General features: G+C 30.7%; 24 protein-coding genes. 11 read left to right on the top strand and 13 right to left on the bottom strand.

The features are described 5' to 3' along the window. Positions 1–24 precede the first annotated feature (24 nt). The 5 genes from K8354_RS00215 to K8354_RS00195 form a co-directional block, all read right to left on the bottom strand. Positions 25–894, bottom strand: a complete 870-nt coding sequence (locus K8354_RS00215; RefSeq protein WP_223444415.1) for a DUF350 domain-containing protein — start codon at positions 892–894, stop codon at positions 25–27. Between the two features lie 27 nt (positions 895–921). Next, on the bottom strand, positions 922–1731 hold the full coding sequence (locus tag K8354_RS00210) for a hypothetical protein (RefSeq protein WP_223444413.1): 810 nt from the start codon (positions 1729–1731) through the stop codon (positions 922–924). A gap of 25 nt (positions 1732–1756) precedes the next feature. Next, positions 1757–2305 (bottom strand): DUF4178 domain-containing protein, encoded by a 549-nt coding sequence (locus K8354_RS00205; RefSeq protein WP_223444412.1) that lies wholly within the window; start codon positions 2303–2305, stop codon positions 1757–1759. 65 nt (positions 2306–2370) lie between these two features. Further along, positions 2371–3072 (bottom strand): PspA/IM30 family protein, encoded by a 702-nt coding sequence (locus K8354_RS00200; RefSeq protein WP_223444410.1) that lies wholly within the window; start codon positions 3070–3072, stop codon positions 2371–2373. 26 nt (positions 3073–3098) lie between these two features. Then, positions 3099–3494, bottom strand: coding sequence for a type III secretion system chaperone family protein (locus tag K8354_RS00195; RefSeq protein WP_223444409.1), 396 nt, complete (start codon positions 3492–3494; stop codon positions 3099–3101). A gap of 192 nt (positions 3495–3686) precedes the next feature. Between K8354_RS00195 and K8354_RS00190 the strand changes: the two genes are divergently transcribed. Together K8354_RS00190 and dusB are read left to right on the top strand one after the other, a co-directional pair. Continuing rightward, positions 3687–4430: an XRE family transcriptional regulator gene (locus K8354_RS00190; RefSeq protein ID WP_223444408.1), complete on the top strand. Its 744-nt coding sequence runs from the start codon at positions 3687–3689 to the stop codon at positions 4428–4430. Between the two features lie 40 nt (positions 4431–4470). Continuing rightward, positions 4471–5469, top strand: coding sequence for a tRNA dihydrouridine synthase DusB (dusB, locus tag K8354_RS00185; protein ID WP_223444407.1), 999 nt, complete (start codon positions 4471–4473; stop codon positions 5467–5469). A 94-nt stretch (positions 5470–5563) separates the two neighbouring features. On the opposite strand, the gene K8354_RS00180 is transcribed toward dusB, so the two are convergent. Beyond that, a complete protein-coding gene (locus tag K8354_RS00180; protein WP_223444406.1) occupies positions 5564–6262 on the bottom strand; it encodes a zinc metallopeptidase in 699 nt (232 codons plus the stop codon). 147 nt (positions 6263–6409) lie between these two features. Here K8354_RS00180 and K8354_RS00175 point away from each other — a divergent pair, with 147 nt between their 5' ends. The 6 genes from K8354_RS00175 to K8354_RS00150 all read left to right on the top strand — a co-directional run bounded on the left by K8354_RS00175 (position 6410) and on the right by K8354_RS00150 (position 10811). Then, the gene (locus K8354_RS00175; RefSeq protein WP_223444405.1) at positions 6410–7447 is read left to right on the top strand and encodes an asparaginase; all 1038 of its coding nucleotides are present in this window, start codon (positions 6410–6412) and stop codon (positions 7445–7447) included. Positions 7448–7686: 239 nt separating this feature from the next. Beyond that, on the top strand, positions 7687–8412 hold the full coding sequence (locus tag K8354_RS00170) for a MotA/TolQ/ExbB proton channel family protein (protein ID WP_223444404.1): 726 nt from the start codon (positions 7687–7689) through the stop codon (positions 8410–8412). An 8-nt stretch (positions 8413–8420) separates the two neighbouring features. Continuing rightward, positions 8421–8882 (top strand): hypothetical protein, encoded by a 462-nt coding sequence (locus tag K8354_RS00165; RefSeq protein ID WP_223444402.1) that lies wholly within the window; start codon positions 8421–8423, stop codon positions 8880–8882. Between the two features lie 4 nt (positions 8883–8886). Next, positions 8887–9531 carry an ExbD/TolR family protein gene (locus K8354_RS00160; RefSeq protein ID WP_223444400.1) on the top strand — a complete coding sequence of 215 codons (645 nt, stop codon included), beginning with the start codon at positions 8887–8889 and terminating at the stop codon, positions 9529–9531. A 21-nt stretch (positions 9532–9552) separates the two neighbouring features. Then, positions 9553–10020 (top strand): ExbD/TolR family protein, encoded by a 468-nt coding sequence (locus tag K8354_RS00155; protein WP_223444398.1) that lies wholly within the window; start codon positions 9553–9555, stop codon positions 10018–10020. 116 nt (positions 10021–10136) lie between these two features. After that, positions 10137–10811, top strand: a complete 675-nt coding sequence (locus K8354_RS00150; protein WP_223444396.1) for a porin family protein — start codon at positions 10137–10139, stop codon at positions 10809–10811. Here K8354_RS00150 and K8354_RS00145 read toward each other — a convergent pair. The 7 genes from K8354_RS00145 to pyrH all read right to left on the bottom strand — a co-directional run bounded on the left by K8354_RS00145 (position 10806) and on the right by pyrH (position 19109). After that, positions 10806–11396: a hypothetical protein gene (locus K8354_RS00145; RefSeq protein ID WP_223444394.1), complete on the bottom strand. Its 591-nt coding sequence runs from the start codon at positions 11394–11396 to the stop codon at positions 10806–10808. The genes K8354_RS00150 and K8354_RS00145 overlap by 6 nt on opposite strands. After that, the gene (gene rpoN / locus K8354_RS00140; protein WP_223444392.1) at positions 11396–12853 is read right to left on the bottom strand and encodes an RNA polymerase factor sigma-54; all 1458 of its coding nucleotides are present in this window, start codon (positions 12851–12853) and stop codon (positions 11396–11398) included. The genes K8354_RS00145 and rpoN overlap by 1 nt, the downstream gene beginning before the upstream one ends. A gap of 217 nt (positions 12854–13070) precedes the next feature. Continuing rightward, the gene (locus K8354_RS00135) at positions 13071–13280 is read right to left on the bottom strand and encodes a hypothetical protein (protein WP_223444390.1); all 210 of its coding nucleotides are present in this window, start codon (positions 13278–13280) and stop codon (positions 13071–13073) included. A gap of 139 nt (positions 13281–13419) precedes the next feature. Continuing rightward, on the bottom strand, positions 13420–14853 hold the full coding sequence (gene asnS / locus K8354_RS00130; protein WP_223444388.1) for an asparagine--tRNA ligase: 1434 nt from the start codon (positions 14851–14853) through the stop codon (positions 13420–13422). A 497-nt stretch (positions 14854–15350) separates the two neighbouring features. After that, positions 15351–17720 carry an efflux RND transporter permease subunit gene (locus K8354_RS00125; protein ID WP_223444386.1) on the bottom strand — a complete coding sequence of 790 codons (2370 nt, stop codon included), beginning with the start codon at positions 17718–17720 and terminating at the stop codon, positions 15351–15353. A 100-nt stretch (positions 17721–17820) separates the two neighbouring features. Then, on the bottom strand, positions 17821–18375 hold the full coding sequence (frr, locus tag K8354_RS00120; RefSeq protein WP_223444384.1) for a ribosome recycling factor: 555 nt from the start codon (positions 18373–18375) through the stop codon (positions 17821–17823). Between the two features lie 23 nt (positions 18376–18398). Beyond that, positions 18399–19109, bottom strand: coding sequence for a UMP kinase (pyrH, locus tag K8354_RS00115; protein ID WP_223444382.1), 711 nt, complete (start codon positions 19107–19109; stop codon positions 18399–18401). A 227-nt stretch (positions 19110–19336) separates the two neighbouring features. Between pyrH and tig the strand changes: the two genes are divergently transcribed. From tig to clpX, 3 genes are all read left to right on the top strand, one after another. Beyond that, positions 19337–20662 (top strand): trigger factor, encoded by a 1326-nt coding sequence (tig, locus tag K8354_RS00110; RefSeq protein ID WP_223444380.1) that lies wholly within the window; start codon positions 19337–19339, stop codon positions 20660–20662. A gap of 134 nt (positions 20663–20796) precedes the next feature. Next, positions 20797–21456 carry an ATP-dependent Clp endopeptidase proteolytic subunit ClpP gene (gene clpP / locus K8354_RS00105; RefSeq protein WP_223444378.1) on the top strand — a complete coding sequence of 220 codons (660 nt, stop codon included), beginning with the start codon at positions 20797–20799 and terminating at the stop codon, positions 21454–21456. A gap of 80 nt (positions 21457–21536) precedes the next feature. Continuing rightward, positions 21537–22775 (top strand): ATP-dependent Clp protease ATP-binding subunit ClpX, encoded by a 1239-nt coding sequence (gene clpX / locus K8354_RS00100; RefSeq protein ID WP_223444376.1) that lies wholly within the window; start codon positions 21537–21539, stop codon positions 22773–22775. Positions 22776–22852 lie beyond the last annotated feature (77 nt).

The raw sequence follows: 22852 nt of genomic DNA, 5'->3' as shown, positions 1-22852 counted from the left end.
CAGTTTGTTTTTTGAAATAAAAAATTAAACACACCAAGCAATTAAAACAGCAGAACCTACATATGCAAAAGCCTCTATAAGACCCGCTCCTAGATTTGGTTTTTCTTGATTTACAATTTCATCCGTCAATTTTTGACCTGGTAGTAAGATATTATCTGCAAAAAAACGCATTATAGGGAGTAAAACGGAACCAACTATCATTTGAACAGAAACACCAATTAAAGTAGTAGTCCAGTCAAAAAAAGGTTCTATTAATGCGTTCATGATAATAATTCCTAAAGCTAAAATAGCCCCTGCAAAAGCAACACCTGCAGCAACGTTGTCTTTTTCTATTTCATCATGAATATTGTAATTTATCCACAATCCATAAATTTTTGAAGCTATGATAAGCATCACATTTCCTAATAACCAATAAATTACAAAAGTTGTTATTCCTTCTACAATACCATTAGATTCCCCAAGTAAAGCTCCGTATAAAATAAGACCGTTGGCAATATATATTACAGCGGTTATAATTCCTGTACCTTCATTTTTATCATCAATAATTTCTTTTTTTATATGAAAGTTAGGCAAGATAAATTTATCACCCAAAAAATTAGAAATTTGTAAAAGGATAATGGATAAAATACCATAGATAAAAATATGTTGAATATCTGTCCAGAAACCATAACTTTCACCCACAACACAACCTCCAATAGTAATTAAAACTCCTGTAAAATACCCTACATAAGAAAGGATAAATGCAAAATTGTCTTTATCAACTAATTCTTGCTGAATGTTTGTTTTTAGATGTGTAAGTTTAAATAATAACTTTCCTATGGTAAAAATAATAAGCCCAGAAAATATATAACCTCCAGAATGAAGAAGTTCAGTAATATTGATATATTCGTTCATTTGATATTTTTAAAGATTGATATGCCCTTATTTTCCAAAACCACCACTTCTAGATCTTGTAGAAGAACTGCTATAAGCGTTGGAGGTTCTGGTTGTTTTGTTCGTAGAATTTGAATAGCTTCTGTTCGATGAATATCCAGAAGACCTCATAGAAGAAGCACTTTTCTTTACATTACTCTGTACTCTTTGCTTAAAACTCTCTGGTTTTTTTGCCCATGTAGAATTCGTATTTTTGTAATTCTTTGTGCCATATGTATTGTTTCTTCCGTAAAAATTTCTACTTCCTCGATAGCTTCCATAATCATCATAATCATACCTATAATTTCGGTAACCAGAACCCCACCCAAACATAGAGCGCATAAAAGCGTATTGTCCGTAAAACGCCCAAAAAGAACTTCCATTCGAATTCGTTTTCCATTCTCCATAATTAGAATTCCCTACATAGTTGTCATAACCAGCAGGAGCTGTTTTTTTATCTAAAACTCCTTCTTTTTTCGAGAGAATAGTCATTCCCAGATCATTTTGATGTTTTTCAAACGTAATAGGAGTCACTTTTTTCCAGTCTGTATTTACGATTTCAAAATCATTTTCAGTTTTTTCTGAAGATGCCTTTTGAGTTTTTGGTATTATAATTCGATATTTGTGGAAATAGCTATTTTTACTCTCATCATAATTCATATCTGCTAGAATTACACTAAAATTTTGTTGATCTATATATGTTGTGATTAAATTATCTACAGGAGATTTTATATAGGTTCTCTTTTCAGAAGAATTTCCGCAGGAAGATAGTATAAAAAACAGGGTAATTATTAATGTATATTTTAGCGTGTATTTCATCAATATTTAATTTGGTATAAAGTTACTAATTTTCTTCTTTAGGTAGAATATTATAGATACTAGATTCAGGAATAATTTGACCCACACTAGCTTCAAAAGATTCATCACTATATTGCTCTATAGATAACACTTTTTCTTCATCTTCGTCTATATAATCGTATGACACTAATTCTGCCCAAGTTTCTTGGTCTATTTCTTTCGTATAACCTGGTGCTTTTTCATCTAGAAAATATTTAATTCCTTCAAAAATTATCTTTTTAGGTGGTTTTTGTTTTTCATAAATAAAATCGGTGACCTCTTCTCCTAATTTTCTGATTTTTATTTTATCCGATAAAGTTACTGTTAATCCTCCATCATCTTCAAGATGAAGGTATTTTATAATTTCTCCATTTTGAATTGTAAATTCTCGAGTAAAATAATTACCTCCCCAATCGTATTCAAAAACAGCAGTAACCGTCCAATTTTCAGTATTATACTCAAAAATATAGCCTTTTCCTAAATCTCTAACAGTTATGTTTGTAGGGTCAAAATGCCGCTCAGTTTCTTTTTTTTTGAAAAAGTTGAATATTCCCATTGTTCTTTTTAAAATATTTAAATAAAAAAAGACTTAGTGCCACTAAGTCTTTTTTTAGATTAAGATTATGACAATCCCATTTGTCTTTTTAACGCTTCTAAATCGTTATTTGCACTCAAACTTGTAGTATCTAAAACTTTATCTATTTCGTCATCTACACTTTTAGCTTCATTGGCAATATCTCCATAGGCACCTGCTAAAGCTTCTTCTTCTTCTACTTTTTCTTTCATTTTTTCTAGCATATTTACAGTACTAGAACTGTCTATACCCGCCATCTGCTTGTTTAAATTCTTGGTAGCATTAGCAACTTTTACCCGCGCTTTTAATGTTTTTAATTCGTTTTCCCATTTGCTAATGTTCACACGAAGTGAAGATACATTTCTTTCTAATTGAGAAGTTGATTGCGAAAACTTTTCAACTTCCATAATCGTTCTATTTACCTGCGCTTGGTTTTCCTCTTTTTTCACTAAAGCCTCTTTTGCTAATCGATCTCCATCTTCTGCGGGTAATTCGTTTTTTTGAACCTTTTGTAAAATTAGCATGGCTTTATTTTGATAATCCTTAACTATAGCCTCAAATTGTTTTTTGTCATTTTGTGAGCGAATTAGCATTGCTTTTACTTGTGCTAAACCTTCTAGCGCTTTTGTTAAATCCCCTTTCATATCTCTAATGCCTTGTTCAGTCATTTTAATAGGGTCTTCCATTTTGTCAATAGCAGAATTTGCCTCTGCTTTGCCAACGTTAAATAATCGTTTAAAAATATTCATAATACTGTCTTTTTAATGTTTGAATTTTAATATTTTGAAAATTGTATAATATTTTCGGAATATTCACTTAATAAAAGGCTTAATGAATTTATAGAACCTTCTAGCTCATTTAAATCGATATTTTCTATTTGCAGTGTATCTCTAAAAATTACTTTTTGCCCTGTTTCATCTAATACAAAAGCGCCATGAACAATATCTCTGTTTTTTTGCAATAATTCTCTAAAAACTGTTTCGTTCGGGTGATTAATTTTAAAAATATATTGCTCTATGATTAAAATCGGATCAGCAACTCCAATAATAAGATTGTTGATGCCTTCTTCAAGATTTTTGATAATTAAAATCCCTTCCTTTTCGTCTTCGTGAGTAACTGCGTAATTTAATTCTAAAAGATAGTCTTTAATGGTATTAAAATGATTCTTCATAAGTGTGTTTATTTGCGCTAATATTACAAAACACTTTTTAATTCTTTGGTGTTTTTTTAGTCCTTTTTTTAAATTATTTGCTAATTATTTTAGTTTATTCACATAGTTTCTACTCATTTTATTGATTTTATTTATTAATTTTGATTCAAATGTAGCAATAAAATTTTAAATTGCAAATAAAATTAGCAAAATATGTCTTTTTTTGGGAAAAATATTAAGAAAATTCGAGGAGTAAAGAAAATGAGCCAGCAAGTATTTGCAAATTTATTTGATTTAAAGAGAGCTACATTAGGGGCTTATGAAGAAAGAAGAAGTGAGCCTAAGATAGAAACCATCATTAAAGTTGCTAATCATTTTAGTATTTCTATTGATGATCTTTTAACCAAAGAAATTACCATCAATCAATTATTAAGCTTTAATATCGGAATTACAACAGATTTAAATCAGGTGGTGCAAACAACATTTTCATCGGTTCCATTTGTAAATGAATTGAATAAAGATTTTTTCATTTCAGAATTTCCTACTTCCAAAAGCTACCAAAATTTACCTACTGTACAAATTCCGATAAAAACCGAAGAAGGCCTGTTAGCGTTTTCAGTTCAAGATTTAATGATGGTGTATAAAGAAGAAGGCTTATACCCAAATGATACTGTTATTGGCGTATCAACATCAATTTCAGAAGTAAAAGAAGGAAGTGTTGTGATTACTTTGTGGAACGATCGTTTGTTTGTAAGAAGGTTACAAAAAAACGATACTAGTTATTTATTTTTAGCCGATCATGTGCATATTCCTCCAATAACAGTTAATAAAGATGATGAACTATTTGTTTGGAAAGTAACCTCAGTGCTGCTCAATAGATATCCTAACTTTGCCTCTAAACTTGAAGACAGGATTGATACTATGAATAAACAATTACAACAAATTATTAAAGAATAATTAAATTTTTAATGCTTAATTTTGCAAAAAATAATACGTTTTGACAAAAATAGGCAATATTCAACTTCCAGATTTCCCTTTATTGTTAGCACCTATGGAAGATGTTTCAGATCCGCCATTTAGAGCTTTGTGTAAAGAAAATGGTGCAGATGTAGTGTACACTGAATTTATTTCATCTGAAGGGTTGATTCGTGATGCTGCAAAAAGCCTCATGAAACTTGATATTTATGAAAAAGAAAGACCTGTAGGAATTCAGATTTTTGGAGCTAACTTAGAATCGATGTTAAAAACGATTGAAATTGTAGAAAAATCGAATCCCGATATTATTGACATTAATTTTGGTTGCCCTGTAAAAAAAGTAGTTTCTAAAGGTGCAGGAGCAGGAATTTTAAAAGATATTGATCTCATGGTTTCCTTAACCGAGGCCATGGTAAAACACACGAATTTGCCCATCACTGTAAAAACACGTTTAGGTTGGGATCATGATTCTATTAGAATTGTAGAAGTGGCAGAACGTTTGCAAGATGTGGGTTGCCAAGCCATTTCTATTCATGGTAGAACTCGAGCACAAATGTATAAAGGTGATGCGGATTGGAAACCCATTGCCGCAGTGAAAAACAACCAAAGGATGCATATTCCTGTTTTTGGCAATGGAGATGTTACTACGCCAGAAAAAGCCATGATGATGCGTGATGAATATGGTTTGGATGGCGCCATGATTGGCAGAGCTTCTATTGGCTATCCTTGGTTTTTTAAAGAAGTAAAACACTTTTTTGAAACCGGAGAACATTTACCTAAACCTACAATTTCTGAAAGAACGCAAGTTGCAAGAAGACATTTACAAATGGCTATTGATTGGAAAGGCGAACGTTTAGGGGTTGTAGAAACCAGAAGGCATTATACCAATTATTTTAAAGGAATTCCACATTTTAAAGAATATAGAACTAAAATGGTTACTTCTGATGATCCAAAAGACGTTTTTGAGGCTTTTAATGAAGTAGAAGCTAAATTCGGAAATGCTACTATTCCTTTATTCTAAAATTTTCCACAATTATTTCTGCCTCAGTAAGGTTTTTATCAAAGTTATTTTTTTCATCTACTAAGCAGCGAGACACAAAATATATTTATAATGCCTAATCTCTATCACCTAAAATTTGCATTCCCCAATATAACAACATCGCTAAAGAACCCAAAGCCGCCACTAAATAAGTTCTAGCTGCCCATTTTAAAGCATCTTTAGAACCTTCAAATTCTTGTGGAGTTACCATATTTTTGTTTTTTAGCCAAACTAAAGCTCTGTTACTTGCATCATATTCAACAGGCAATGTAATAAAACTAAAAATTGTTGCTAAGCCCATAAAAACTAAACCTGTAACAGCAATGTAGAACCCTAAGCCCGTGGCGCCCGAGGTAGCCCCTAAAATAATTCCACCAATAACCAACCATTGAGAAAATTTAGAGGTAATACTCACAATAGGCACTAATTGAGAACGCATGGTTAGATAACGATATGCTTTTGCGTGTTGTACGGCATGGCCAACTTCATGCGCAGCTACAGCAGCAGAAGCGGCATTTCTTTGACTATAAACGGATTCACTTAAATTTACTGTCTTATCCTTCGGGTTATAATGATCTGTTAGTCTTCCAGGAGTAGAAATTACTTTTACATCATAAATACCATTATCAGAAAGCATTTTTGTTGCAATTTCCGCCCCGTTCATTCCATTTCTTAAATGAACTTGAGAATACTTCTTAAATTTTTTCTTCAATTGATTGCTTACAAACCAGCTTAGTATGGATATTGCACCAATTAACATATAGAATCCTATCATAATTTATTCTTTTAAAAATTGTATTTCATTTTTGTTTGATAAATTTACAACATTAAGTATTCCAACTTTTATGTTTGTGCATAAAATTTAATTGTTGTCATACAGAAATGATTAGAATTTAAGAATTTATTAAGAATAGATGTCATAATGTCAAAAAAACCAAACATATTAATTGTTTATACAGGTGGTACCATTGGTATGATTAAAGACTATAAAACAAACGCTTTAAAAGCTTTCGATTTTAGTCAGATTACAGAAAACATTCCAGAATTAGAGCAATTGCAATGTACTATTAAAAGCATTTCTTTTGAGGATCCTATAGATTCTTCTAATATGAATACATCGTTTTATAAAGACATTGCAGAAACCATAGAAGTAAATTATAAAGCCTATGATGGCTTTGTAGTTTTAACAGGCTCAGACACCATGTCTTATATTTCGTCCGCAATAAGTTTTATGATCGACAATTTACAAAAACCAATTATTTTTACGGGTTCTCAGTTACCAATTGGTGATTTAAGAACGGATGCCAAAGAAAATTTAATTACTTCTATAGAAATTGCATGTTCACAAAAAGATAACAAACCTATAATTTCTGAAGTCTGTTTGTATTTCGAATACAAGCTATACAGAGCTAACAGAACTACAAAAATAAATGCCGAGCAATTTGAGGCTTTTACCTCTATGAATTATCCACCTTTAGCAGAAAGTGGTGTGCATCTTAATTTTAATGAATATTATATTCATAAACCATCAACAGAAAAAAAAGAGTTGGTTGTTAGAAAAGAACTGGTTAATGATATTGTAATTTTAAAATTATTTCCCGGAATTACAGAAAAAGTAGTGCACAGTATTTTGAATGTAGATAATTTAAAAGGAGTAATTTTAGAAACTTACGGAGCAGGAAATGCCTTAAATACTCCATGGTTTTTAAAACTATTAAAAGAGGCTGTTTCAAGAGATATTAAGATTGTAAATGTTTCTCAATGTCCGGGAGGAAGCGTAATGCAAGGTCATTATGAAACCAGTATTGGTTTAAAGGATCTAGGAATTATCAGCGGAAAAGATATTACTACAGAATCAGCAGTCGCAAAGTTGATGTATTTGCTTAAGGAAAATTTATCGTTAAAAGATTTTACATTTTATTTTGAAAAATCTTTAAGGGGAGAAATTTCTGATGGTTAGGTAATTAAATTACAAAGAATACTTCAAAAAAGAAATGTTTTCGCAATAATTTGAATCTAATCGGAGAAATATCATAAAAAAATTTTTTTATGCATAACATTTTTTGTTACTTGGCAGTCTCTAAAATGAAAAAGAGAATTTCTCAATTAAAAAATAGAAATTTCGTCATTTTTTTCTTTTTTTGAGATGAAAATTTATACCTTTAACCCGTTAACAATTAAAATTAATTTATAACAAAGATGAAAAAAGTAGTAAATGTCTTATCTGTAACCGGATTTATGTTTTTTGGAGCTATACAATCCACTTTCGCTCAAGAAGCAGCAGCAACAGAATCTCAAACTTTTCACCAAATCTTAAAGCAAAACTTTATTGACGGTGGCCCTGGATTTATGGGGATTGTATTAGTAGCTTTAATTTTAGGATTAGCTATCGCCATTGAGAGAATTATTTATTTAAACATGGCCACAACGAATACTAAAAAATTATTAGCAAATGTAGATGATGCATTGAGCTCTGGTGGTGTAGAAGCTGCTAAAGAAGTTTGTAGAAATACAAAAGGACCAGTAGCCTCAATTTTTTATCAAGGTTTAGATAGAGTTGATGAAAGTGTGGAGCAAGCTGAAAAAGCAGTTGTTTCTTATGGAGGTGTTCAAATGGGACAATTAGAGAAAAATGTTTCATGGATTTCTTTGTTTATTGCTCTTGCACCAATGCTTGGTTTCATGGGTACTGTAATTGGTATGATTGGAGCATTTAATGACATTGCAGTAGCAAATGATATTTCTCCAGCGGTAGTTGCAGGGGGTATTAAAGTAGCCTTATTAACAACTGTATTTGGTCTTATTGTTGCGATCATTCTTCAGATTTTTTATAATTATATCGTTGCGAAAATTGATAGTATTGTAAACAGTATGGAAGATGCTTCTATCTCTTTGATAGATTTACTAGTAAAGTATAAAAAATAATATTCAATATGAAAAGTACTAAAATTTTAAATATTTTAATTGCTATAATAGCCATTATAGGTGGTTTCCTTTTCATAAGAATTTTTATGGAAGATACTGAAACCATTGAAACTAATGTAGATGTAGCTAACAAAGTGGTGAGCCCATTAATTTACTATTCTACATATCTTTTTTATGCTGCAGTAATAATTACAATTGCTTTATCTTTATGGGCTTTAGTAAGGAATCCAGAAAACTTAAAGAAAACTTTAGGAGGAGTAGCTGTATTAGCAGTTCTTTTATTCATCGCTTATTTCTTGTCTGATAGTGAAGCAGTTTATAATGCAGCAGGAAAAATAGAACCAGGAGGTGAAGAAGGTTCATCAATTAATCATTGGGTAGGAACAGGAATTTGGTATAGCCTCATTTTAGGTGGTATTGCTAGTTTATTCTTTGTTTGGGATTTATTAAAAGGATTGGTTAAATCATAAAATTATGGCAAGAAGAGAAAATCCAGAAATTAACGCAGGTTCGATGGCAGATATTGCTTTTCTGTTATTAATTTTCTTCTTAGTAACTACAACCATGAATGTAGATTCAGGTGTCTCTAAGAAGTTATCAGAAAAACCACCAGCAGATTATGTGCCTCCAGTGATTAAGGAGAAAAATATCTTTGAAGTAAATATTAATAGAAATAATGAACTCCTTGTAGAAGGAGAGCGCATGGAAATTAAAGATATTAAAGACGCTGCCATTAAGTTTATAGATAATGGTGGAGGCATAGGTAAGCCTGGAGAAGATGGTTCTCCTGGTGCAGCTTGTGATTATTGTAAAGGAGAAAGAAGTGATGCCTCTTCAGATCATCCTAACAAAGCAATTATTTCGGTTCAAAGTGATAGAGGTACAGAATATGGTACGTATATTGTAGTTCAAAATGAGTTGTTAAGGGCATATAGCGAATTAAGAAACAGATTGTCTAAAGAACGTTACGGCGTAACGTTTGATGAATTAGAAGAATCGTTTAAGGATGCTAAGAAAAGTGCAGATTTAAAAAATAGAGTGGAGTCCTTAAGAAACAAAGTGGAAGATATTAAAAAATCTTATCCTCAAATAATTTCGGATGCCGAACCAACCTCTTAATTAATTTTTAAAATTTAACAAATGTCTAAATTTAGAAAGAAGAAAAAAGGTATACCGGCTGTAAACACGGCAGCATTACCAGATATTGTTTTTATGTTACTATTTTTCTTTATGGTTACCACAACTATGAGAGAAACCAATTTAGTAATTGAAAATCCTAGATTGCCAGCTGCTAGTGAAATTAAAAAGTTAGAAGATAAAAGTTTGGTCAGTACAATTTATGTAGGTAAATCAAAAGACACGAACAGAGATGGTGTGGGTTATAATAAAATTCAGTTGAATGATAAAATTTCTACAGCAGATCAGGTTCCAGCTTTTATTTTAAGTAAAAGAGACAAGATTGCTGAACAACTAATTCCTCTTATGACAACATCTATTAAAGCTGATAGAGAATCTAATGTAGGAACGATTATAGATATTAGATTAAAATTAAGAGATGTAAATGCTCTTAAAATTAATTATTCTACGACGACAGCTGCGAAAAACTAACATATTTTCACACATTATAAAAAGGGTTTAATTCGTACGAATTAAACCCTTTTTTTATTTAATTAGTTTATTTTTGAAGGTATCGTGTATTTTACTTTTTAACGTTTTAGCTTAAAATGATGAAAATATTTTGTTTTAACTGTTTATTATTTTTTGTGCTGAATGTATGTGCTCAAAAAGATTCCTTACAATTAGGGGATTGGTATGCCGAAGATCAAATTTATGGATCGATTTCTTATGCTCAATTTTCTAATCAACCGAAAGAAATAAGTAAAAGTGGTTTTTCCTACGCTTTATCAATGGGTTTTATAAAAGATATTATTCTAAATAAAAAAGGAACCATCTCCATTGCTTTAGGAATAGGTTATGGATTTGATTTTTTTAATCATAAATTAAGAGTTGAAGAGATTAATAATGTAACTGTTTTTAATCCTGCTATCAATCTTACTTCTAATGTATTTAAGGCTCATAATTTAGAGTTCCCCATAGAATTGAGATTTAGAACATCTAATGCAAAAAAATATGAGTTCTGGAGATTTTATGGAGGGCTAAAATTTTTATATAATCTTTCTAATAAATTTCAATTTGAAGAAAATTCTATGAATTTTGAATATAAAAATGTCAGTGCATATCAAAAATTACAATATGGATTGTCCCTTTCCGCAGGTTATGATGAGGTGAATCTTAATCTTTTTTACAATCTTACTCCTATGTTTACCAATGCCAAAATAAATGGCGAAACTATCGATACTAGTATCCTAAAATTTGGACTTATATTTTATCTGTTATAAAATTGCATACACTAAAAAAGGCGCCATAATTCCGATAAAAAAACCAATATATATTTCTTTAGTAGTATGCGCTTTTAAATTTAGCCTTGCACTTGCTAAAATACCTGACAACAAGAAAATAATAGTTATTAATAAAATATATGATTGTGCATACAAAATGGATATTACCATAAAGAAACTTATGAATAAACCTAATGAGAGCAGATGCACGCTTGCCTTTATGTTAAAAAAGAACAAGATATAAATTAGTAATAGACCTAAGGAAGTTGCATAAAAGAGATGGCTTAAATTACCAATATTACTGATGGTGTTCCCTAATAAGTAAAATAATACAATCATTAATGCCATAGGTAATTTTCGTTCTTTTATGCTATTTGTTTGATAATTTTTAATAATTTTTAATTTTTTAAAAAGTATTAAAATTAATAACGGTATTAAATAAGTAATGGTAAAAATTAAACTTAAAATGGTTAATTTTTGACTGCTAACAATTGTATTCGGTACCAATAAGAAATACAACATCACAGTTATTGTAGGGATTACAATGGGATGTAAAATAGTAGATATGAATTTGTAAAAACGCACTAAATTTCTTTTCTTAAACGTGCTACAGGTAAGTCTAACTGCTCTCGATATTTAGCAACTGTTCTTCTCGCAATAGGATATCCTTTCTCTTTTAAAATTTTTGATAATTTATCGTCTGTTAAAGGCTTTTTTTTATCTTCTTCTGCTATGACGGTTTCTAATATTTTTTTAATTTCTTTGGTTGATACATCTTCACCTTGATCATTTTTCATAGATTCAGAAAAGAATTCTTTTATCAGTTTTGTGCCATATGGCGTAGAAACATATTTGCTATTCGCAACCCTAGAAACGGTAGAAACATCCATTTTTATTTTATCGGCTATATCCTTTAAAATCATCGGTTTTAAATTGCGTTCATCACCAGTTAAGAAATAATCAATCTGATAATGCATAATCGTATTCATCGTAACTAAAAGTGTTTGTTGACGCTGTTTGATGGCATCTATAAACCATTTTGCAGCATCTAATTTCTGTTTGATAAAAAACACGGCATCTTTTTGAGATTTACTTTTGGTATTCGATTCTTGATATCCTTTTAAGATATTGTTATACTCTCTTGAAATATGCAATTCTGGAGCATTTCTAGAATTTAAAGTCAAATCTAACTCACCGTCAATAATTTTAATAGAAAAATCTGGAACTATTTGTTCTGCAATTTTATTATTACCAGCATAAGAGCTTCCAGGCTTCGGATTTAATCTAGAAATTTCTGCATTTACTTCCTTTAATTCATCAATAGAAATATTAAATTTTTCTTGTAATTTTATATAGTGCTTTTTTACAAAATGATCAAAAGCTGTTTCTAATATATCAATCGCTAAACTTCTTGTTTTATTATTTTCTTTAGCTTTTAATTGAATTATTAAACATTCTTTTAGGTCTCTAGCACCAACTCCAATTGGGTCTAACGTATGCACAACTCTCGTAAGTAGTGAAACTACTTTTTGTTCTGTGGTATAAACATTTGCGGTAAAAGCTAAATCATCAACTAAATCTATAATCTCTCTTCTTATATAGCCACTATCATCAATACTACCCACTAAAAATTCGGCAATAGCGCGTTCTTCGTCATTTAAGGAATACGTATTTAATTGATTTTTTAAAGATTGATGAAAACTTGTTCCTGCAGCATAAGGTATCGTTTTTTCTTCATCATCTGCCGAATAATTATTTGTTTGCATTTTATAGCTTGGCACTTCATCATCACTTAAATATTCATCTATATTGATGTCCTCAGCTTCAATTTTTTCAGTTCCCGTATCATCAAATTCATTAGATAAATCATCATCGATCGATGATAATTCTTCTTTGCCAGTATCTAATGCAGGATTTTCTTCAATTTCTTGTTTTAAACGTTCTTCAAAAGCTTGCGTAGGTAATTGAATTAACTTCATCAACTGAATTTGTTGAGGACTTAATTTCTGCAGTAGTTTGTATTGAAGGCTTTGTTTTAGCATTTATTTAGTTTTCTTTTAAAAACTTAAAAATTGAATTTTGGTCTTGATTAGTATCACAAAAGGCGATACCAATAATTGTATTCTAATTTACAAATATTAGAGAAATTTTCTAAAACAATTTCTATACTATTTATTTGAACTAACTTTTTATAGTTTAAGAAAAATCAGTTTACCATGCGTTTTTTCCTTTATTTTTTAATTTAATTTTTTAGAATGTTTAAACTGTTATTTTTATCATTCTACTATTTAAAAACTCGATTTCGTTGATTAAAAACTTTTGTTGTTCATAGAGCTGTTCATGCATCCCTTCCGTCCTTGCTACGTCAATTTCATTTAGAGATTGATAACAAAAAAACCTAATATCTCCTTCTCCTCTACTCTTTTGCAACATTTTATGACTTTCTGAAGTGAAAATTACTTTTCTCATAGAGTTTGTTATTTCAAAATTAGAAATAAAAATAGCCAAAATATTTTTCGTTTTAATAACTATACCACTCCAAATTATGTTTTATAACTAACCAAAGTATTTAGCCTTCAAAGTTTTTTTAAAAATACAAAAAATCTAATTAAAATTCTGCATTTTGAGGTGTTCTTGGAAAAGGAATTACATCTCTAATATTGTTCATTCCGGTTGTAAATTGCACCAATCTTTCAAAGCCTAAACCAAATCCAGAGTGAACAGCAGTACCGTATTTTCTTAAATCTAAATACCACCACAACTCTTTTTCTTCAATATTTAAAGCTTTCATTTTATCAACTAAAACATCGTAACGTTCTTCCCTTTGAGAACCTCCAACAATTTCTCCGATTCCTGGAAATAAAACATCCATAGCTCTTACCGTTTTACCATCATCATTTAAACGCATATAAAATGCTTTGATATTCGCAGGGTAATCAAACAAAATCACCGGGCATTTAAAGTGTTTCTCCACCAAAAAACGCTCGTGTTCAGATTGTAAATCTGCTCCCCATTCATTAACAGGGAATTGAAATTTTTTCTTTTTGTTTGGTTTAGAATTTCGAAGAATATCGATGGCTTCCGTATAAGAAACTCTTTTAAAATTATTATCCACTACAAACCGAAGTTTTGCAAGCAAATTCATTTCACTTCTTTGTGCTTGTGGTTTACTTTTTTCTTCTTGTGTTAAACGTTGGTCTAAAAAAGCCAAATCGTCCTCGCAAGTTATCAATATATCTTTTAAAACAGCTTTGATAAAATCTTCAGCTAAATCCATATTCCCATCTAAATCCATAAAGGCCACTTCTGGTTCAATCATCCAGAATTCAGCTAAATGGCGAGTAGTATTTGAGTTTTCAGCTCTAAATGTAGGACCGAAAGTATAAGCTTTTCCTAAAGACATAGCAAAGGTTTCTGCTTCTAATTGACCTGAAACTGTTAAGTTAGTTTCTTTACCAAAAAAGTCTTTTGAATAATCTATTTTTCCATCTTCCGTAACAGGCGCTTTGTTGTCCTGAAAATTGGTTACTCGAAACATTTCACCAGCACCTTCTGCATCTGAACCCGTTATAATTGGTGTGTTTACATAATTAAAACCGTTTTCTTGAAAATATTTGTGAACGGCAAAAGATAGTTTAGAACGCACGCGCATTACAGCACTAAATGTATTGGTTCTCATGCGTAAATGAGCGTTTTCTCTTAAAAATTCAAAACTATGTTTTTTAGGTTGAATAGGATATTCATCAGCATTAGAATCTCCTAAAATTTCAATTTCAGAAACCTGAATTTCAACAGTTTGCCCTTTTCCTTGACTCTCTACAATAGTTCCTTTTATAGCAATTGCAGCTCCTGTTGTAATTCTTTTTAAAGTCTCTTCAGCTGTGTTTTCAAAGTCGATAACACATTGGATATTTTTAATAGTAGAACCATCATTTAAAGCAATAAATCGATTACTTCTAAAAGTTCTTACCCAGCCTTTTAATAGCACTTCTTGTAAAATTGCATCCGATTTTAAAATTTCGGCAACGCTTTTCTCTGTCATTTTTCTTTTGTTTGATTTGTTCTAAAAGCTTTCTTCGAATTGTAAAGATACTTTTTTTGTAGTAAATTATAGGATAATTTAAAGATGTAAATAAGGAGTATTTAAAAAATAATCGCGATTATTATTTATGCTATAAAAAAACAATTTATTCTAAAAGAATCTTACCATAATAAAGGCATTTGGAGCTATTTCTTTAGGTTTTATTTCTTAATTTCTAGTTTTTAAATTTTGTTTTGTCAATGAAATAAAGATACAATTTATGTTTATAATTTCTGAAACTTATAATTTTCTAGGTCGGAGGTTCAGTAAAAGTGTATCTCGTTTAAATGTTATTCTATTTATCAATTAAAATTACTATAATAAAACGCACCTGCTCTTTTCACTTCAACTAAAAAGAAATCGTACTCTTTATTCTTTGTTTTAATATTCACAATTAATTAAAAAAAGAACTTAAAATCCTCACTTTAGAATAGATTTTTTTGAATAAATTCTAGCATTTATAAATTCTCTTCTTCTAACGGAATAATTTTAATCTTAGGTTCTTTAAACATTTTTTTATTTGCAATTTTCTTTTCAAAAGTTAGCAATAAGGAAGGAAGTAATAATAAGTTAGAAACCATGGCCAATAATAAGGTGATAGATACCAAACCACCTAAAGCGATAGTTCCGCCAAAACTAGACAGACAAAAAACCAAAAAGCCAAAAAATAACACAATAGAAGTATAAAACATACTTACACCTGTTTCTCTTAAAGCACTATAAACAGAGGGTTTTATACGCCAATTATTAGCAATTAATTCTTGCCTGTACTTCGCCAAAAAATGAATAGTATCATCCACAGAAATACCAAATGCTATACTAAATACTAAAATTGTTGAAGGTTTTATCGGAATATCAAAAAAGCCCATGAGTCCTGCTGTAATTAATAACGGAAGCATGTTAGGTAACAAAGAAATTACAATCATTTGAGGAGATCTAAACATCCAAGCCATAAAAAGGGCAATTAAAATAATGGCTAATGATAAAGAAACCACCAAATTGGTAATTAAATAATTGGTCCCTTTTATAAAAACTAGTGCTTTACCGGTAATAGAAACAGAGAAATCATCCGCCGGAAATTCTTTATTAATAACAGCTTTTAAACGCTCTTGAATCACATCCATTTTATCCGTACCAATATCTTTCATAAAGGTGGTAATTCTTGCATAACGACCTGTAGAATCTACAAAGTTTTTTAGCATCCCCGCATCGCTATTGGTGTTCTTTGTATATGCAAAAATATAACTCTGTTCCTGATTTGTTGGTAGTTGATAATATTTAGGATTTCCTTTATAGTAAGCCTGTTTTGAGTATTTTACCAAATTTACAACAGATATTGGTTTTGAGAGTTCTGGAAAAGATTCTATCGTTTCGTTAATTTTATCCATCTTTTTTAACGTGGATAATTTCATAACTCCTTTATCTTTTTTAGTATCAATTAAAATTTCAAGGGGCATAATGCCACCAAACTCATTTTCAAAGAATTTTATATCTTTATAAAAGCCCGTACTTTTTGGCATATCTTCAATAATACTGCCAGAAACTCTAATTTTATAAACACCAATAATGCTTAAAATAATGACGATAACTGTGGTAAAATAAATAGTAATTCGTTGATTTTTCACCATTCTTTCCATCCAATTTACCACATTTTCTATCCATTTTTTTTCCAAATGATTTAAATGCTTCTTTTTCGGAAGTGGCATAAAACTATAAATAATAGGAATTATTAACAACGCTAAAATGAAAATACTGATGATATTTACGGATGCTAAAATTCCGAATTCGCGCAATAAATCACTTTTTACAAACACAAAGGTTGCAAAACCCGAGGCAGTGGTAATATTCGTCATTAAAGTTGCATTACCAACTTTTGCGATAACACGTTGTAAAGATTTTGCCTGATTTCCATGCTTTTTTATTTCTTGCTGATATTTATTAATCAAGAAAACAGCATTCGGCACCCCAATTACAATAATTAAAGGCGGAATTAATGCGGTTAAAACAGTGATTTCATAACCAAACCAACCTATAAAACCGAAAGCCCAAGTAACACCCACAATAACAACAAGTAAAGTTATAAAGGTGGCTCTGTAAGAACGAAAAAAGAAAAAGAAGATAATCGCCGTAATTAAAAGTGCGCCTAAAACAAAAAGTAATATTTCATCTTGAATGTTTTGAGCGTTTAATGTTCTAATATAAGGCATTCCTGAAATACGAACATCAACATTTTGATTCTTTTCAAATTTTTCTATAATCGGGATTAATGTATTGAATATAAAATCTCTACGTTTTGGAGTGTTTATAATCTCTTTTTTGATATAAATAGCCGTTTGTAATGTGCCGGTTTCTTTGTTAAAAAGTAGATTATCGTAAAAAGGTAGTTTTTCAAAAAGTTCTTTTTTAATCGCTAAAACTTCTTCTGATGTTTTTGGATCCTTGGCATATAGAGGCTCTAAAACAAATTTTCTTTTTTTTCTATCGGCCTTTAATTTTTGAATATCAGCAATAGAAACTGTAAAATCTATTTCTTCTAAATCATCAAATTGCTTTACTAAACCATTCCAGGCATTAAATTTTTGCGGAGTAAAAACGGTGGAATCTTTAAGGCCAAGAATAACAAGGTTACCCTCCTCACCAAAGATTTCTAAAAATTTATTGTATTCTAAATTAGCTTCATGGTTTTCTGGTAACAGATTTGCTTCTGTATATGAAAATTTCATATACTTCATTTGAGAAGCAAGTAAACCTGTAATGATAGCAATGCATACTAAAACCAAGTACCGGTTTCTTAAAATAATACCTGCAACTTTTGTCCAGAAATTCATTCAAAAAATTTTACACAAAGGTAGTTAAATTGTAGGGGTGCATAAAACAAACAAAGAGTGTTTTAAAAACACTCTTTGTTAAAATTTAATTTTCAATTATTTATACGGTCATGATCTCTTTTTCCTTAACGGATAAGGTATCATCTATTTTTTTGACAAAAGTATCTGTTAGTTTTTGAACATCATCTTCTGCAATTTTTTTCATATCATCAGAAATATCTGTTTTTTTGATGTCGTTATTCGCATCTTTACGGGCATTTCTAACGCCAACTTTTGCATGTTCTGCTTCTGCTTTTGCTTGTTTTGCTAAACCGATTCTTCGTTCCTCTGTTAAAGGCGGAACATTAATCATGATAATATCACCATTATTCATTGGGTTTAAACCCAGATTTGCATTCTGTATTGCTTTTTCTATGGGTTGTAACATGTTTTTTTCCCAAGGCTGAATGCTTAATGTTCTGGGGTCTGGGGTGTTAACGTTAGCAACTTGCCCAAGTGGTGTTTGCGAACCATAGTAATCTACCATAACCGTCCCCAACATGGCTGGTGAGGCTTTCCCTGCTCTGATTGAGCGTAATTCTTTTTCTAAATGCGCTATGGCATTGTTCATTGCCTCTTTGGCGGTATCTAGAATAAATTCAATTTCTTCGTTCATCTTTTAACATTTAAAGATTTTCATTATTTAACGTCAACTATTGTACCTATATTTTCTCCTGAAATCAATTTTAATAAGTTTCCATTTGTATTCATATCAAATACAATAATCGGTAATTTATTTTCTTCACTCAAAGTAAATGCCGTCATATCCATCACTTTTAAACCTTTTTCAATAACTTCTTTAAAAGAAATGGTTTCAAATTTAACAGCATCTGTATTTTTTTCAGGATCTTTATCATAAACCCCATCAACTCTAGTTCCTTTTAAAATAGCATCTGCATTAATTTCAATAGCTCTTAAAACTGCGGCAGTATCTGTTGTAAAATAAGGATTTCCTGTACCAGCACCAAAGATAACAACACGTCTTTTTTCTAAGTGTCTAATAGCTTTTCGTTTTATATAAGGCTCTGCAACTTCTTTAATTTCTAATGCCGTTTGCAAACGAGTATGCAAACCTTCATCTTCTAAAGCACTTTGCAAAGCTAAGCCGTTGATGCATGTTGCGAGCATTCCCATGTGATCTCCTTGAACGCGATCCATACCATTACTTGCTCCGGCTACACCTCTAAAAATATTACCACCACCAATAACAATAGCAACCTCAATACCTCTATCTACAACCTGCTTTATCTCTTTTGCGTATTCGGCAAGTCGTTTAGGGTCTATACCATAAGGTCTATCGCCCATTAATGCCTCTCCACTCAATTTTAAAAGAATTCTTTTGTAATGCATGTTTGTTTGGTTGTTTGTTGTTCTTCGTTTGGAAGCACTTGTGTGCAAGCAAAATTAAGTATTTTTTTTATTTAAATGAAAATCAGCCGACTTGTTTTTGTTTTTAATTTTTTTTTGAAAAGAATTAAAAACGAAAAACCTGAAATAGAACAATTTAAACTTTTGTAAGCTAAATAAAATTGATTAATTTTGCACTCGATTTTTTTAAGAACTAGAGATAACAAGAAATGAATATTACAAGAGAAAATGTAGATGCTTTAAACGCAGTTATAAAAGTAGATATTGTTGCAGAAGATTACCAGACAACTGTAACTGAAAAGTTAAAAGATTATCGAAAAAAGGCAGATGTTCCTGGATTTAGAAAAGGGCACGTGCCTATGGGAATGATTAAAAAGCAATACGGTTCATCGATCATGATGGACGAGGTTAACAAGCTTTTGCAAAATTCTTTAACTAAGTTTATATCCGAAGAAAAAATAAAGATGTTAGGGAATCCTATTCCAAGAATTCAAGAGGATTTCGATTGGAATTCAGATGTTTTTTCTTTTGAATTTGAATTAGGTTTAATGCCAGAATTTGAGATTAATTTATCAGAAAAAAATAAAATAAAACGATATAATATTGTTGCAACAGATTCATTAATTGATGAAGAAGTAAAGAATATTCAAATTCGTTACGGAAAAGTAACTCCTATAGAGGAGGCTACCGAGCATGCTAATGTTACGGGAACTTTTATAAATGAAGAAAAGGAAATCAATAAAAAAAGTACTTTTTTAGTAAATGATTTAAAAGGTGATAAAAACGAAAACAAACTTATTGGCGCTAAAATAGGTGATGTAATTGAGTTAGAAACAAAAAAATTGTTTGAAGACGACCATAAATTACAACAAATTTTAGGAGTTGCTCACGATGAAATTCACGATTTAGACATCACCGTTACTTTTACCATAGAAGAGATTACCACAACGAAGCCAGCGGATTTAGATCAAGAATTGTTTGATAAATTATTTTCTGATGGTAGTGTTACCACTGCAGACCAGTTGAAAGAAAAAATTAAGGAAGATGCAGAAAAACAATTTCAACAACAAGCAGATCAGCATATCTTAGGAGCTGTTCAAGAGTATTTAATGGAGCATACAAAGTTTGATTTACCTACTGAATTCTTAAAAAAGTGGTTAAAAACTGCAGGTGAAAAAGAATTAACTACAGAAGAGGCTGAAGCTGAATTTGAAAAATCTGAAAAAGGTTTGCGTTATCAATTAATTGAAGGTAAGTTGATGAAAGATAATGACATCAAATTAGAGTATGCAGAATTGGTAGCGTATGCAAAAGGATTTATCCGTCAGCAAATGGCACAGTTCGGGAATATGAATCCAGAAGAAAAAGAATTGGATGATATTGCTGCTAGAATCTTACAGAATCAAGAAGAAGCTCAAAAATTAGAAAATCAATTAATTAATCAGAAATTAATTACCTTCTTTAAAGAGAATATCAACTTTAAAACAGAAGAGGTTTCTTACGAGGAATTTATCAAAGAAGCATATAAGCAATAATTTTAAAGAATTATTGTCTTAAAAGATAAAGACCTGAATTAAAGAATTCAGGTCTTTCAAGTTTAAACTCTAACATATTATTAAGAGAATTGTTCTTATCTTTACAGTTCATAATATTTTAAAAGAATTAAGAAATGGATTACGGAAAAGAGTTCGAAAAATACGCGACAAAACACCAAGGAGTAAGCAGCACCTACTTTAATCAAATTACAAGTAGTTTAACGCCATATATTATGGAAGAGCGTCAAATGAACATCACTCAAATGGATGTTTTTTCACGTTTAATGATGGATCGAATTATTTTTTTAGGAACAGGTGTTAATGATCAAGTTGCTAATGTTATACAAGCACAATTACTTTTTTTAGAAAGTTTAGATGCGAATAAAGATATTTCAATTTACATTAATTCTCCAGGCGGTGGCGTCTACGCGGGTCTAGGTATTTATGATACCATGCAATTTATAAAGCCAGATGTAGCCACAATTTGTACAGGAATGGCGGCTTCTATGGGAGCAGTTTTAATGTGTGCAGGAGCTAAAGGAAAACGTTCGGCATTGCCACATTCTAGAATTATGATTCATCAGCCAATGAGCGGAACGCAAGGGCAAGTTTCTGATATGGAAATTACTATTAAAGAAACCATTAAATTAAGAGATGAACTATATACCATCATTTCTAATCATTCAGGTCAACCCTTTGATAAAATTCAAAAAGATTCTGATAGAGATTATTGGATGAAGGCAGCCGAGGCAAAAACCTACGGAATGATTGATGAAGTTTTAGCAAGAAAATAAAAAGTATTTAGTTTTTGGTTGATGGTTTTTGGTAATTTTTTTACCAATAACGATTAACTAATAACCAAAAACCAAATCAAATGGCGAAAGAAGAAAATTTAGAGTGTTCGTTTTGCGGACGAAAAAAAGCAGAAACAGACCTGTTAATTGCAGGGATGGATGCACATATTTGTGATAAATGCATAGAACAAGCACATGGCATTGTAGAAGAAGAAATTTCGGAATCTAAATCTAGTGGTTTATCCAAAGATGTAATGCTAAAAAAGCCTATGGAAATTAAGGCTTTTTTAGATCAATATATTATCGGTCAAACCGAAACAAAACGTGCAATGGCAGTTGCTGTATACAATCATTATAAACGTTTATTGCAAAATAAAAATGATGATGACGATGTAGAAATCGAAAAGTCTAATATTATTTTAGTCGGCGAAACAGGAACGGGAAAAACCTTGGTTGCAAAAACAATTGCAAGAATGCTAAATGTTCCTTTTTCTATTGTAGATGCTACTGTATTAACGCAAGCAGGTTATGTTGGTGAAGATGTAGAAAGTATTTTAAGTAGATTATTGCAAGTGGCTGATTATGATGTAGCAAAAGCAGAAAAAGGGATTGTTTTCATTGATGAAATAGATAAAATTGCAAGAAAAGGAGACAATCCATCCATTACAAGAGATGTTTCTGGTGAAGGTGTACAACAAGCATTGTTAAAATTATTAGAAGGAACCGTTGTAAATGTTGCGCCAAAAGGCGGAAGAAAACATCCAGAGCAAAAATTTATAGAGGTAAACACACAAGATATTTTATTTATTGCAGGAGGAGCTTTTTCAGGAATAGACAGAATTATTAGTAAGCGTTTAAACATGCAAGCAGTGGGTTACAGCGCTTCTATGAGCGATGATAAAGTGGATGAAGAAAATTTATTACAATATATTATTCCTTCTGATTTAAAAGCCTTTGGATTGATTCCAGAAATTATTGGACGTTTGCCAGTTTTAAGTTATATGAATCCTTTGGATGCAAAAACGTTGCGTGCCATTTTAACAGAGCCAAAAAACTCAATCATTAAACAATATGCTAAATTGTTTAAAATTGATGATGTTGCTTTTACGATTGAAGAAGAAGCGTTAAATTACATTGTTGGAAAAGCAGTTGAATATAAGTTGGGCGCAAGAGGTTTGCGATCTTTATGTGAAGCTATTTTTACAGATGCCATGTTTGAGTTGCCAAGTTCTGATGAAAAAGAATTGCATGTTACCAAAGAATATGCAGAAGCAAAATTAACAAACACAACTTTAAAGAAGTTAAAGGCAGCTTCTTAATATAAAATTAATTTAATTTTTTAGACCTCACAGATTTCCAAAACCTGTGAGGTCTTTATATATTTGTAACTCTTTTT

The organism is Polaribacter litorisediminis (assembly GCF_019968605.1).
GTDB lineage: Bacteria > Bacteroidota > Bacteroidia > Flavobacteriales > Flavobacteriaceae > Polaribacter > Polaribacter litorisediminis.
The sequence above is the reverse complement of the archived record's forward strand: the minus strand, read 5'-3'. Positions and strand labels throughout refer to the sequence as shown.